Genomic DNA, 12927 nt, shown 5'->3' with positions numbered 1-12927 from the left:
AAGCGGCCCGCCCCCCGGAGGGAGCGGGCCGCACGAAGCGTGGTCCGTCAGAAGGACGCCTCGTCAAGGTCCATCAGCGAGAGGTCAACGGTTTCCGCGAGGGCGCGCTCGGCGGAGACGCCCGGCAGGATGGTGGCGGCGAAGAACTTCGCGGCCGCGATCTTGCCGCGGTAGAACGCCACGTCCTTGGCCGACGCGGTCTCCAGCTTCTCGGCCGCGACGGCCGCGCCGCGCAGCAGCAGGTAGCCGACGACGACGTCGCCGGAGGCCATCAGCAGACGCGTGGTGTTGAGGCCGACCTTGTAGATGTTCTTGACGTCCTCGCCGGTGGCGATGAGGTCGTTCGTCATGGTGCCGACGATCGCCTCGAGGTCCACCGCCGCCTTGGCGAGCGCGTCGCGGGCCGGGGCCAGCTCCTCGCCGCCGGTGCCGACCGCGAGGAACTTCTTGATCTCCTCGGAGAGGGCGTTCAGCGCCTGGCCCTGGTCGCGGACGATCTTCCGGAAGAAGTAGTCCTGGCCCTGGATGGCGGTGGTGCCCTCGTAGAGGGTGTCGATCTTGGCGTCCCGGATGTACTGCTCGACCGGGTACTCCTGGAGGTAGCCGGAGCCGCCGAAGGTCTGGAGCGACTGGGCGAGCTGCTCGTAGGACTTCTCGGAGCCGTAGCCCTTGACGATCGGCAGCAGCAGGTCGTTGAGGGCGACGAGGGCGGCGGTGTCCTCGCCCGCGGTCTCCTTGGCGGCGATCTCGTCCTGGATGGACGCCGTGTAGAGGACCATGGCGCGCATGCCCTCGGCGTACGCCTTCTGCGTCATCAGCGAGCGGCGCACGTCGGGGTGGTGCGTGATGGTGACCTTGGGCGCGGTCTTGTCCGCGAAGTTCACCAGGTCCTGGCCCTGGACGCGCTCCTTGGCGTACTCCAGCGCGTTCAGGTAGCCGGTGGAGAGGGTGGCGATGGCCTTCGTGCCGACCATCATCCGGGCGAACTCGATGATCATGAACATCTGGCGGATGCCGTCGTGCTTGTCGCCGATCAGCCAGCCCTTGGCGGGGTGCTGGTCGCCGAACGTGATCTCGCACGTGTTGGACGCCTTGAGGCCCATCTTGTGCTCGACGTTCGTGGCGTACACGCCGTTGCGCTCGCCCAGCTCGCCGGTCTCCCAGTCGAAGTGGAACTTCGGGACCAGGAAGAGGGACAGGCCCTTGGTGCCCGGTCCGGCGCCCTCGGGGCGGGCCAGCACGTAGTGGAGGATGTTCTCCTCCATGTCGTGCTCACCGGAGGTGATGAAGCGCTTCACGCCCTCGATGTGCCAGGAGCCGTCCTCCTGCTCGACGGCCTTGGTGCGGCCGGCGCCCACGTCCGAGCCGGCGTCCGGCTCGGTGAGGACCATGGTGGATCCCCAGCGCTTCTCGACGGCGATCTCGGCGACCTTCTTCTGCGCCTCGTTGCCCTCGGTGAAGAGGATGCCGGCGAAGGCCGGGCCCGAGGAGTACATCCATATGGCCGGGTTGGAGCCCAGCAGCAGCTCCGCGTACGACCAGATCAGGGAGCGCGGCGCGGTGGTGCCGCCGATCTCCTCGGGCAGGCCGAGGCGCCAGTACTCGGAGTCCATGAAGGCCTGGTAGCTCTTCTTGAAGGACGCCGGTACGGGCGCGGTGTTGGTCTCGGGGTCGAAAACCGGGGGGTTGCGGTCGGCGTCCGCGAAGGACTCCGCCAGCTCGTTCTCGGCGAGCCGGGCGACCTCCTCCAGGATGCTCTTGGCGGTGTCGACGTCCATCTCCGCGAACGGACCCGTGCCGTACAGCTTGTCGCGCCCGAGGACCTCGAAGAGGTTGAACTCGATGTCGCGGAGATTCGACTTGTAGTGCCCCATGGCGACGGCTCCGTAAGGATCGGGAGAAGGGTCGGACGGCGGACTTCTCGTCCACGTACCAGTAAGTAGCTACGATGATGCTACCCGTCGGTAATAAGATGCAACCCCTCTTGGGTGAACTGTGACTCGTTACTCTTGCGGGCATGTACGGCTATGACCAGAACCCGGGCGCTCAGCAGCAGTACGCCCCCCAGCAGCCATATGGGGGACAGCCGCACGGGCAGCCGCTGTATCCCGAGCCGTCGCCGCCGTCCCTCGCCGACGCCGTACGGGCCTTCACCACGGCTTCTCTGTCCGCGGAGGACTTCCAGCAGATCTTCGCGACCTCCAAGGTCTACTGCCCGCGGGGCGACAATCCGGGGTTCCTGGCGCTGCACAACACCCAGCAGCCGGTCATTCCGATGTTCACCTCCCTCAAGGAGCTGCGCAGGTACGCGGGCAAGGAGTCCAAGTACTTCGTGATCACCGGGGCCGAGGTCATCGACCTGCTGCCCACGGGGTACGGCTTCGTCCTCGACATGGAGGGTGAGCACCGCATGGTCTTCGACGCGAAGGCCGTCGAGCAGATGGTCGACTTCGCGATGCGGCGGATGTACGGCTGACGACGCCGCTCGCACGGCGCCCGGGAGGAATACCTCCCGGGCGTTTCTCGTTCCGGGTGGCAGGAAGTTCATCATTCAACTAAAGTGGTCGCACAAGGAGGTCCTCCCATGCCTGCAGTGACTGTCGAGAACCCGCTCACCCTGCCGCGCGTGTCCGCACCCGCGGACGCCGTGCCGCGGCCCGTCCTCGCGGTGACCACCGCGCCCAGCGGCTTCGAGGGGGAGGGTTTCCCGGTGCGCCGTGCGTTCGCCGGGATCAACTACCGCTACCTCGACCCGTTCATCATGATGGACCAGATGGGCGAGGTGGAGTACGCGCCGGGCGAGCCCAAGGGAACGCCCTGGCACCCGCACCGCGGCTTCGAGACCGTCACCTACCTGATTGACGGAACGTTCATCCACCAGGACAGCAACGGCGGCGGCGGAACCATCCAGGGCGGCGACACCCAGTGGATGACCGCGGGCTCCGGCCTGCTGCACATCGAGGCGCCGCCGGAGTCGCTCGTCATGTCCGGCGGGCTCTTCCACGGGCTCCAGCTCTGGGTGAACCTGCCCGCGGCCGACAAGATGATGGACCCCCGCTACCAGGACATCCGCGGCGGCCAGGTCCAGCTGCTCAGCACGCCCGACGGCGGTGCGCTGCTGCGCGTCATCGCGGGTGAGCTCGACGGTCACGAGGGCCCCGGCATCACGCACACGCCGATCACGATGATCCACGCGACGGTGCGTCCCGGCGCGCAGCTCACGCTGCCGTGGCGCGAGGAGTTCAACGGCCTCGCCTACGTCCTGGCCGGACGCGGCACGGTCGGCACCGACCGCCGGCCGGTCCGCACCGGGCAGACCGCGGTCTTCGGCGACGGCGGTTCGCTGACGGTGCGCGCGGACGAGACCCAGGACTCGAACGCCCCGGACCTGGAGATCGTGCTGCTGGGCGGCCGTCCGATCCGGGAGCCCATGGCGCACTACGGACCGTTCGTGATGAACACGCAGGCCGAACTCCAGCAGGCCGTCGAGGACTTCCAGAAGGGCCGCCTCGGCACCGTCCCGGCCGTCCACGGGATGTAAGGGCGATCCTCCGGACCCCGCCGAGTGGCGTGCGCTTCCCGCACGCCGCCCGGCGGGGTCCGGGCCGTTCCGCCTCCCGGCGACTGCCACCTGATGGGGTGTCACCCGCCTGGCGGTGAACGGCGGGACGCGGCCGTCCGGCTGTGATCGGGTGGGGGCGTGCTGACCCTTCTGCCCGAGCCCGTGCGGCGCGTCACCGCCTGGTGCGTGGTCGCGCTCCTCGTGGCGGGGGTCGGCGCGGTCCTCATCTGGCTGATCAGCACCTTCCAGGCCGCCGTCACCCCGGTCCTGCTCGCCCTGCTCGGAACGGCCCTGCTGGGGCCGCTGCACCGGCGGCTCATCCGGATGAAGATGCACCGTTCGCTGGCCGCCGGGCTGACGTGTGCCGCCGTGGTCGCCGTCGTCGGCGGCGCCGGGTACATCGTCGTCAGCGCGCTGATCGAGACCGGCGACCAGATCGTGGCCTCGGTGCGGCAGGCGGCCAGGGACCTGGCGGGCCTTCTGGGGGCCGCCGGGACATCGCTCGACGATCTCGCCGCCAACGCCCGGGAGCTGCTGGGGAAGTTCGGCAGCACCGCCGCGTCCGGCGTCATCAGCGGACTGAGCGTGGTGGCCGAACTGATCGCCACCGCCGTCCTCGCCCTGCTGCTGATCTTCTTCTTTCTGCGGGACTCCCACAAGGCCGTCGGACTGGTGCGCTCCCTGGTGCCCGGATCGAGCGGAGACGCCGCCGAGGCCATGGGGCGGCGGGCCTTCGAGGCCGTCGCGGGCTTCATGCGGGGCACCACGTTCATCGCGCTGATCGACGCGCTGTGCATCACCGTCGGACTGCTGATCCTGCGGGTGCCGGGAGCGATGGGCCTCGGCGCCCTCGTCTTCGTCGGGGCCTACATCCCGTACCTCGGGGCCTTCCTCTCCGGCACGGTCGCCGTGCTCGTGGCGCTCGCCGACCGCGGTTTCGTGATCGCGCTGTGGGTGCTCGGGGTGGTGCTGGCCGTCCAGGTGATGGAGGGCCATGTGCTCCAGCCCGTGATCCAGAGCCGTACGGTGCAGATGCACCCGGCCGTCGTCATGCTGGCGATCACCGCCGGAGCGGGCGTCGCCGGCATTCTCGGGATGCTGCTCGCCGTGCCGGTCACGGCCGCCGCGTTCGGGGTGATCGGGGAGCTGCGCACCCGCTACGCGGCGTCGGGCTCCGGCCCGGCGGGCGGCACCTCGCCGGACGCCGAGGACTCGTAGAGCTCGAACCAGATCGACTTCCCCTCGCCCCGCGGGTCCACCCCCCACGCGTCCGCGAGCATCTCCATCAACAGCAGGCCCCGCCCGGAGGAGGCCAGTTCGCCGGGGCGGCGCTTGTGCGGGAGTTCGTCGCTGGAGTCGGTGACCTCCACCCGCAGCCGGCGGGTGCTGTCCCGGCCGACGACCTCCGCGAGCAGCAGGGCGTTCCCGTCCGTGTGGACGAGCACATTGGTCACCATCTCCGAGACCATCAGCACCGCGGAGTCGACCTGCTCCGCGTCCGCCCAGTCGTGCAGCATCTCCCGCAACTGCCGGCGGGCCACCGCGATCCGTTCGGGCTCCGCCTGGGCCACGCTCATCGCGGTGCGCCGCGCCGCCTCGCGGTCGGGCGATCCGTCGCGGGAGATCAGCAGGACGGCGATGTCGTCCTCGCGCCGGTCGGCGAGCGGGCCGGTGGTGTAGTGGGAGCCGGGGCCGTGCACCGCCTGGACCAGCTGGTCGGCGAGCTCCTCCAGCGACCCGGACTCGTCGCTCTCCAGGACCGTGCGCAGCCGGGCCCACCCGGTGTCCAGATCGTGCCCGCCCGTCTCGATGAGCCCGTCGGTGCAGATCATCATCGTCTCGCCGGCCTGCAGCGTGAAGCTGGTCGTCGGGTAGTAGGTGTCCGGATCGATGCCCAGCGGCAGCCCGCCGTCGGTGGGCCGCATCAGCACCGTGCCGTCGGCCATCCTGACGGCCGGTTCCGGGTGGCCGGCGCGGGCGATCTCGATGCGGCCGGTCGACGGATCGGCCTCCAGATAGAGGCAGGTGGCGAACCGCGGGCTGGAGTGGTCCTCCTCGTCGTAGGTGTCCGTGATGCCGTGCAGAAAGCGGGAGGCCCGGGAGAGCACCGCGTCCGGCCGGTGCCCCTCGGAGGCGTAGGCGCGCAGCGCGATCCGCAGCTGGCCCATCAGCCCCGCGGCGCGCACGTCGTGGCCCTGGACGTCGCCGATCACCAGCGCCATCCGGCCCGACGGCAGGGGGATCATGTCGTACCAGTCGCCGCCGACCTGGAGGCCGCCGCCGGTGGGCACGTACCGGGCGGCCACCGACATCCCGGGGATCGCGGGCCCGAGCACCGGCATCATCGAGCGCTGGAGGCCCAGCGACAGCTCGCGCTCCGAGTCGGCGACACCCGCGCGGGCGAGCGCCTGCGCCAGCATGCGGGCGACGGTGGTGAGCACGGACCGCTCGTCGGGGGTGAAGGCCACCCGGTGCTTGAACGCCGCCATCCAGGCGCCGATCGTGCGCCCGGCGACGATCAGCGGCAGGAAGGCCCAGGACTGGCGGCCGAAGCGCTCGGCGAGCGGCCAGGTGGTGGGGTAACGGCGGCGGTACTCCGCAGGGGTGGGCAGATACGCGGCCCGGCCGGTGCGCACCACTTCGGCGGCCGGATAGTCCGTGTCCACCGACATGTCGAGGAAGGGGTGGTCGTCGTCCGCCTGGTGCCCGTGGTGGCCGATGATCGTGAGCCGGTCCCCCGTGACACCGAAGACCGCGAGCCCGTCCGGCGAGAATCCCGGCATCGAGAGGGAGGCGGCGACCCGCAGGACCTCCGCGGTGGAGCGGGCCTCGGCCAGGGCGCGGCCCGCGTCCAGCAGGAACGCCTCGCGGGAGCGCCGCCAGTCACCGGTGATGGCGGTCTGCGCCGCGGTGCCCTCCGTCGGCTCCGCGACCTCCTGGAGCATGCCGATCAGCAGGTAGCCGCCCTCCTGGGCGATGGGTCTGGAGCGGCTGCGGACGGTACGGAGCACCCGGCCGGCCTCGTCGACGATCCGCAGCCGGCCCTCGGCGAGCGTCCCCTCGGCGATGGCGAGGCTGACGACGCCGTTGATCTCGTTCCAGTCGACGGGGTGGAACCGGGAGCGCACGGTGCCCTCGGGGTACGTACCGGACTCGGCGGGCAGCTCGAGCAGCCGGGCGGCCCCCGCGTCGAGGGTGACGGTCCCGGATGCGTTGTCCCACCGCCACAGGCCGGTCGCGATCGCGGCCAGGACGTCCTCGGTGCGCATTGCCTCACTTTATTCCGATCTTCGGTCCGATGACGTCCCGGGGGGCGGGGGCCGGACGGCCGATGATCTACGGCGGCAGGGCGGTCCGAGGAGCGGCCAAGCGGGGCATGTATATGCCAATGAGGCGAAGGGGGGCCGGGCGGTAACCTTGACGGGCCCGGCCACCCCCGAATCGCTAAGACTGGATGAACGACGATGCATCGGTACAGGTCCCACACCTGCGGCGAGCTCCGCGCCTCTGACGTCGGTACCGACGTCCGGCTGAGCGGCTGGCTGCACAATCGCCGAGACCTGGGTGGCATCCTCTTCATCGATCTGCGCGACCACTACGGCATCACGCAGCTCGTGGCCCGCCCCGGCACCCCGGCCAACGAGGCGCTGTCGAAGCTGACCAAGGAGACCGTCGTCCGTGTCGACGGCAAGGTCTCCGCGCGCGGTGCCGACAACGTCAACCCCGACCTGCCCACCGGTGAGGTCGAGATCGAGGTCTCCGAGGTCGAGGTGCTGGGCGCGGCCCAGCAGATCCCGTTCACGATCAACGCCGACGACGGCGTCAACGAGGAGCGGCGTCTGGAGTACCGCTTCCTCGACCTGCGCCGCGAGCGCATGCACCGCAACATCATGCTGCGCTCCGCCGTCATCGCCTCGATCCGCCAGAAGATGGTGGCCCTCGGCTTCAACGAGATGGCGACCCCGATCCTGACCGCGACCTCCCCCGAGGGCGCACGGGACTTCGTGGTGCCCTCCCGGCTGCACCCCGGCCGGTTCTACGCGCTGCCGCAGGCGCCGCAGCAGTTCAAGCAGCTGCTGATGGTCTCCGGCTTCGACCGCTACTTCCAGATCGCGCCCTGCTTCCGCGACGAGGACGCCCGCGCCGACCGCTCGCCCGGCGAGTTCTACCAGCTCGACCTGGAGATGAGCTTCGTCGAGCAGGAGGACGTCTTCCAGCCGATCGAGAAGCTGATGACCGAGCTCTTCGAGGAGTTCGGCGGCGGCCGGCACGTCACCTCGCCGTTCCCGCGCATCCCGTTCCGCGAGTCGATGCTCAAGTACGGCAACGACAAGCCCGACCTGCGCGCGCAGCTCGAACTGGTCGACATCACCGACGTCTTCGCGGGCTCCGACTTCAAGGCCTTCGCCGGCAAGCACGTGCGCGCCCTGCCGGTGCCGGACGTGGCCGGCCAGTCGCGGAAGTTCTTCGACGGCCTCGGCGAGTACGCGGTCGAGCACGGCGCCAAGGGCCTCGCCTGGGTCCGCGTGGGCGAGGACGGCTCGCTGTCCGGCCCGATCGCCAAGTTCCTCACCGAGGACGACGTCAAGGTCCTCACCGAGCGCCTCGGCCTGGAGGCCGGCCACGCCGTCTTCTTCGGCGCCGGCGACTTCGACGAGGTCTCCAAGATCATGGGCGCGGTCCGCGTCGAGGCCGCCAAGCGCGCCGGCCACTTCGAGGAGAACGTCTTCCGGTTCTGCTGGATCGTCGACTTCCCGATGTACGAGAAGGACGAGGAGACCGGCAAGGTCGACTTCTCCCACAACCCCTTCTCGATGCCGCAGGGCGGCATGAAGGACCTGGAGGAGAAGGACCCGCTCGACATCCTCGCCTGGCAGTACGACATCGTCTGCAACGGCATCGAGCTCTCCTCGGGCGCCATCCGGAACCACGAGCCCGAGGTCATGCTGAAGGCCTTCGAGATCGCCGGTTACGACCGCGAGACCGTGGAGCACGAGTTCAAGGGCATGCTGAAGGCCTTCCGCCTCGGCGCCCCGCCGCACGGCGGTATCGCCCCGGGTGTCGACCGCATCGTGATGCTGCTGGCCGACGAGCCCAACATCCGCGAGACGATCGCCTTCCCGCTCAACGGCAACGCCCAGGATCTGATGATGGGCGCGCCGACCGAGCTGGACGAGTCGCGGCTGCGCGAACTGCACCTCCAGATCCGCAAGCCGGCCGTCAAGCCCGGCGAGTAGTCGCACACGCAGCGCTCAAGTAGTCGCACACGCAGCGCTGAAGCGAAGGCCCCGCACCGGTCATCCGGTGCGGGGCCTTCGCCGTTCCCGGACGGCCGGGCGCTGCTGGGAGGGCTTTTCGCAGCGTGTTTCGACGAGCGGCACTCCCGGGCAACCCGATCGGCACCCCGGCGCGTTCCTCTGACGTGGAAGACCGAACGCAAGGACGGTGGCGGTGCGATGGGCTCCGAGAGCGACGACGGCGACTTCGAGGAATTCGTCGCCGCCCGCGGCCCGCGACTGCTGCGCATGGCCTGGCTGCTGACCGGCGACGCCCATCTCGCCGAGGACCTGCTGCAGACGGTGCTGGCCAAGGTGTGGCCGCGCTGGCACAGAATCGCGGCGGACCATCCGGAGGCGTACATACGCAAGGCGCTGGTGCACACCCACGCCTCCTGGTGGCGCCGGCGCTGGCGGGGCGAGGTGCCGCACGGGGTGGTCCCCGACACGGCCGCGCAGTGGGACGCGTACGCGGGGGTCGATCTGGAGCAGTCCCTGGCCGCGGCCGTACGCCTGCTGCCGGTGCGTCAGCGGGCGGTGGTGGTCCTGCGCTACTTCGAGGATCTGAGCGTCGAGGAGACCGCGGCCACGCTCGGCTGCGCCCCGGGCACCGTCAAGAGCCAGTCCGCGAAGGCCCTGCGGACCCTGCGGGCGCTGCTGCCCGCGGCCGTCGTGGAAGGCGGTGAGCGTCGTGCCCGACCGTGAGGGCGACCAGGCCGAATACGCGGAGCAGGAACTCCGTGTCCTGCTGGAGCGGGCGACACCCGATCTGCCCGCGCCCGAAGGACGGCTCCAGCAGGTGCGCGAACGCATGGCCCGCCGCCGGCGTATGCGCCGCACCGGGGGCGCCACCGCGGTCGCCGTCACCGCCGTCGTGCTCACCGGAACGCTGGCGCCGGACCTCCTGCGCGACGACGGCACCCGGCAGGTGACCCCCGCCGCACCGATGCCCTCGGGGAGGGCGGCGCAGAAGGCGGCGCCGGAGACCGCCGTGACCTTTCCCGAGCTCGCCGCGCTCACCCTGCGGCTTCCCGAGCGGTGGCGGGCGCTGGCGGTCCCCGAGGCGCCCCGGTTCAAGTCGGCGGCTCAGGGGTTCGCCGGCAACCAGTTGCCCGGCGCGGTCGACCGGGCCTGCCCGGACAAGGACGTCCGGGGCTGCCCGCCGCTGGAGGTTCTGCGGCCCGGCGGCGTGTTGCTTACCCTGACGATGGAGCGCAGCGCCGGCCTCGGGACCAAGGCCAGACAGCCGGCGGAGCTGTACGACACGGTCACCGTGACGCCCGCCTGCCGCAAGATCGGCGGTCGGACGTCCTACAGCACACTGGTCGGCGGCGTACCGGACCCCGACGCAGGGCTTCTGGTCACCCTCTGCGTCGCCACCGGCACACCCCGGGGAACGGTGGACGAAGCCCGGCGCATCGTGGCCGGCATGCGGTTCGGCGGCGTGACGGCCTCCCCCGCGCCCACACCGACGCCCTTCGGCACCCTGCCCGCGACACAGCAGCCGAAGGACCCGGAATGAAAGGCCCGTACATGCCACTGCGGACCGGAGTGATCCCGGCAGTGGCGCTCGCGGCCTCTCTGGTGCTCACCGGCTGTGGTGCGGGCGTCACCGCGGGGCCGCCGCCCTCCGCGGACACCTCCGCCGTCACGGACACCAAGGGCGGCCGAGCGGGGGCGGCCGAGCCGCTGAGCGCACGGCCGAAGGAGATACCCGGCATCGGACCGGCGACCCGCGCCCGGATCGGCACGGCCTCCCGCCAGGCACTCGTGGTCACCGGCGGCGCCCGCGACGCCAACCGCGCCGTCGCCACCCTCTACGAGCGCGACGACACCCGCGGCTGGGAGGCCGTCGCCGGTCCCTGGCCGGCACACAACGCGCTGCGCGGCTGGACCGAGGACCACCGCCAGAACGATCTACGGTCACCGATCGGCGTCTTCGGCCTCACGGACGCGGGCGGCCGGCTGCCCGACCCGGGTACGGCGCTGCCCTACGACCGGGGGCCGGCCTTCACCGCGCGCGGCACGAACTTCGACGGTGAGCCGCTGACCGGGGCGTTCGACTACGTGGTGGCGATCAACTACAACCGCAAGCCCGGCACGACCCCGCTGGACTGGACCCGCCCGCTCGGCTCGTCCAAGGGCGGCGGGATCTGGATCCACGTGGACCACGGAGGCGCGACACAGGGGTGCGTGTCGCTTCCGCGCGGACGGATGAAGGAGCTCCTGAAGAAGCTCGACCCCGACCGGCGGCCGGTCGTGGTGATGGGACCCGCCGAGTCCCTGGCCCGCTGAACCCGCGGGACCCGTGGGAGGGGACGGAACGCGCTGAGCCCCGGCGGTGCCGGGGCTCAGCGGTGTCGAGGTGCGCGACGGCGTTACGCCGGCTTCTCCTCCAGACGCGGGAACAGCACCGCGCCCTTGGTGACCGTCGCGCCGACCGGCAGCCCGCCCCACTCGCCCGCCTGCTGGACACGCTGGTCCGCGAGAGCGCCGAGACCGGGCTCCGCGCCCAGCGAGTCCCACAGCGCCTGCGACGTCTGAGGCATCACCGGGTTCAGCAGGACGGCGACCGCCCGCAGCGACTCCGCCGCCGTGTAGAGGATCGTCGCGAGACGTGCCTGGCCCTCGGGCGAGGTGTCCTTGGCGACCTTCCAGGGCTCCTGCTCGGTGATGTAGCCGTTGACCTGCTTCACGAACTCGAAGACCGACAGGATGCCGCCCTGGAAGTCCAGCTCGTCACCGATCTTGCGGTCGGCCTCGGCGACCGCCCGGGCCAGACCCTCCTGGACCGCCTTCTCGGCATCGCCGGACGCCGTGGCCTCCGGCAGCGCGCCGCCGAAGTACTTGCCGACCATCGCCGCGACCCGGGACGCGAGGTTGCCGTAGTCGTTGGCGAGCTCACTGGTGTACCGGGCGGTGAAGTCCTCCCAGGAGAACGAGCCGTCCTGGCCGAACGCGATCGCGCGCAGGAAGTACCAGCGGTACGCGTCCACGCCGAAGTGCGAGGTCAGGTCCTGCGGCTTGATGCCGGTCAGGTTCGACTTCGACATCTTCTCGCCGCCGACCATCAGCCAGCCGTTGGCCGCGATCTTGCCGGGCACCGGCAGGCCGTTCGCCATCAGCATCGCGGGCCAGATGATCGCGTGGAACCGCAGGATGTCCTTGCCGACCAGGTGCACGTTCGCCGGGAAGGTCTCCTCGAACTTCGCCGGGTTCTCGTTGTAGCCGACGGCGGTCGCGTAGTTGAGGAGCGCGTCGATCCACACGTAGATCACGTGCTTGTCGTCCCACGGCACCTTCACGCCCCAGTCGAACGTCGACCGGGAGATCGACAGGTCCTGGAGACCCTGCTTGACGAAGTTCATGACTTCGTTGCGGGCCGACTCGGGCTGGATGAAGCCGGGGTCGGCCTCGTAGAGCTCCAGCAGCTTCGGACCGTACTCGCTGAGCTTGAAGAAGTAGTTCTCCTCCTTGAGGAGCTCCACCGGCGTCTTGTGGATCGAGCAGAGCTTCTGTCCGGCGAACTCGCCCTCGCCGTCGATCAGGTCGCCGGGGAGCTTGTACTCCTCGCAGCCCACGCAGTACGGGCCCTCGTAGCCGCCCTTGTAGATCTCGCCCTTGTCGTACAGGTCCTGCACGAACTCCTGCACACGGTCCGTGTGCCGCTTCTCCGTCGTCCGGATGAAGTCGTCGTTCGCGATGTTCAGGTGCTCCCAGAGAGGCTTCCAGGCCTCTTCCACGAGCTTGTCGCACCACTCCTGGGGCGTGACGCCGTTCGCCTCGGCAGTGCGCATGATCTTCTGACCGTGCTCGTCCGTGCCGGTGAGGTACCACACCTTCTCACCGCGCTGGCGGTGCCAGCGGGTGAGCACGTCGCCTGCGACGGTCGTATAGGCGTGGCCCAGGTGAGGAGCGTCGTTGACGTAGTAGATGGGGGTCGTGACGTAGTACGCCTTCGCCCCCTGCTTCTCGGATCCAGTGGCCGCCATGGTCGAAATCCTAACGGCCTCCGGAAGGTCACCTCACCCGGATAAACCCCGGCCACCGGGACGGAGACGTCCGCGAAACATCCTGTGCCGTAAAAAG

At 70.3% G+C, this 12927-nt stretch carries 10 protein-coding genes; 7 read left to right on the top strand and 3 right to left on the bottom strand.

Annotation, left to right across the window (positions count from 1 at the left end; all coding sequences use genetic code 11):
• Positions 1-47: 47 nt before the first annotated feature.
• The gene (locus RPQ07_RS18275) at positions 48-1874 is read right to left on the bottom strand and encodes an acyl-CoA dehydrogenase (protein WP_313945229.1); all 1827 of its coding nucleotides are present in this window, start codon (positions 1872-1874) and stop codon (positions 48-50) included.
• Positions 1875-2017: 143 nt separating this feature from the next.
• On the opposite strand from RPQ07_RS18275, the gene RPQ07_RS18270 reads away from it, so the two are divergent.
• The 3 genes from RPQ07_RS18270 to RPQ07_RS18260 all read left to right on the top strand — a co-directional run bounded on the left by RPQ07_RS18270 (position 2018) and on the right by RPQ07_RS18260 (position 4780).
• Entirely contained in the window at positions 2018-2476 is a 459-nt protein-coding gene (locus RPQ07_RS18270; protein WP_313945228.1) for an SseB family protein, read from the top strand.
• 108 nt (positions 2477-2584) lie between these two features.
• The gene (locus RPQ07_RS18265; RefSeq protein ID WP_313945227.1) at positions 2585-3541 is read left to right on the top strand and encodes a pirin family protein; all 957 of its coding nucleotides are present in this window, start codon (positions 2585-2587) and stop codon (positions 3539-3541) included.
• Between the two features lie 159 nt (positions 3542-3700).
• Positions 3701-4780 (top strand): AI-2E family transporter, encoded by a 1080-nt coding sequence (locus tag RPQ07_RS18260; RefSeq protein ID WP_313945226.1) that lies wholly within the window; start codon positions 3701-3703, stop codon positions 4778-4780.
• Here the strand turns inward: RPQ07_RS18260 and RPQ07_RS18255 are convergent.
• Entirely contained in the window at positions 4720-6831 is a 2112-nt protein-coding gene (locus RPQ07_RS18255) for a SpoIIE family protein phosphatase (protein WP_313945225.1), read from the bottom strand. The genes RPQ07_RS18260 and RPQ07_RS18255 overlap by 61 nt on opposite strands.
• A gap of 195 nt (positions 6832-7026) precedes the next feature.
• Here RPQ07_RS18255 and aspS point away from each other — a divergent pair, with 195 nt between their 5' ends.
• The 4 genes from aspS (at position 7027) to RPQ07_RS18235 (ending at position 11133) form a co-directional block, all read left to right on the top strand.
• Complete coding sequence (gene aspS, locus RPQ07_RS18250; protein WP_313945224.1) at positions 7027-8799, top strand: aspartate--tRNA ligase; 1773 nt, start codon at positions 7027-7029, stop codon at positions 8797-8799.
• A gap of 219 nt (positions 8800-9018) precedes the next feature.
• A complete protein-coding gene (locus RPQ07_RS18245; RefSeq protein WP_313945223.1) occupies positions 9019-9543 on the top strand; it encodes a SigE family RNA polymerase sigma factor in 525 nt (174 codons plus the stop codon).
• Positions 9530-10360: a hypothetical protein gene (locus tag RPQ07_RS18240; RefSeq protein WP_313945222.1), complete on the top strand. Its 831-nt coding sequence runs from the start codon at positions 9530-9532 to the stop codon at positions 10358-10360. Before RPQ07_RS18245 ends, RPQ07_RS18240 begins: the two co-directional genes overlap by 14 nt.
• Positions 10357-11133: a L,D-transpeptidase family protein gene (locus RPQ07_RS18235; protein WP_313945221.1), complete on the top strand. Its 777-nt coding sequence runs from the start codon at positions 10357-10359 to the stop codon at positions 11131-11133. The genes RPQ07_RS18240 and RPQ07_RS18235 overlap by 4 nt, the downstream gene beginning before the upstream one ends.
• Positions 11134-11216: 83 nt before the next feature.
• On the opposite strand, the gene metG is transcribed toward RPQ07_RS18235, so the two are convergent.
• The gene (metG, locus tag RPQ07_RS18230; RefSeq protein ID WP_313945220.1) at positions 11217-12830 is read right to left on the bottom strand and encodes a methionine--tRNA ligase; all 1614 of its coding nucleotides are present in this window, start codon (positions 12828-12830) and stop codon (positions 11217-11219) included.
• Positions 12831-12927: the final 97 nt, after the last annotated feature.

This window comes from Streptomyces sp. AM8-1-1 (assembly GCF_032229325.1).
Lineage (GTDB): Bacteria > Actinomycetota > Actinomycetes > Streptomycetales > Streptomycetaceae > Streptomyces > Streptomyces achmelvichensis.
This window is presented reverse-complemented; position numbering and strand designations above follow the sequence as displayed.

Coding starts and splice junctions, on each gene's coding strand:
- RPQ07_RS18275 (WP_313945229.1), bottom strand. CDS start 1,874: ATGGGGCACTACAAGTCGAATCTCCGCGACATCGAGTTCAACCTCTTC.
- RPQ07_RS18270 (WP_313945228.1), top strand. CDS start 2,018: ATGTACGGCTATGACCAGAACCCGGGCGCTCAGCAGCAGTACGCCCCC.
- RPQ07_RS18265 (WP_313945227.1), top strand. CDS start 2,585: ATGCCTGCAGTGACTGTCGAGAACCCGCTCACCCTGCCGCGCGTGTCC.
- RPQ07_RS18255 (WP_313945225.1), bottom strand. CDS start 6,831: ATGCGCACCGAGGACGTCCTGGCCGCGATCGCGACCGGCCTGTGGCGG.
- aspS (WP_313945224.1), top strand. CDS start 7,027: ATGCATCGGTACAGGTCCCACACCTGCGGCGAGCTCCGCGCCTCTGAC.
- RPQ07_RS18245 (WP_313945223.1), top strand. CDS start 9,019: ATGGGCTCCGAGAGCGACGACGGCGACTTCGAGGAATTCGTCGCCGCC.
- RPQ07_RS18235 (WP_313945221.1), top strand. CDS start 10,357: ATGAAAGGCCCGTACATGCCACTGCGGACCGGAGTGATCCCGGCAGTG.
- metG (WP_313945220.1), bottom strand. CDS start 12,830: ATGGCGGCCACTGGATCCGAGAAGCAGGGGGCGAAGGCGTACTACGTC.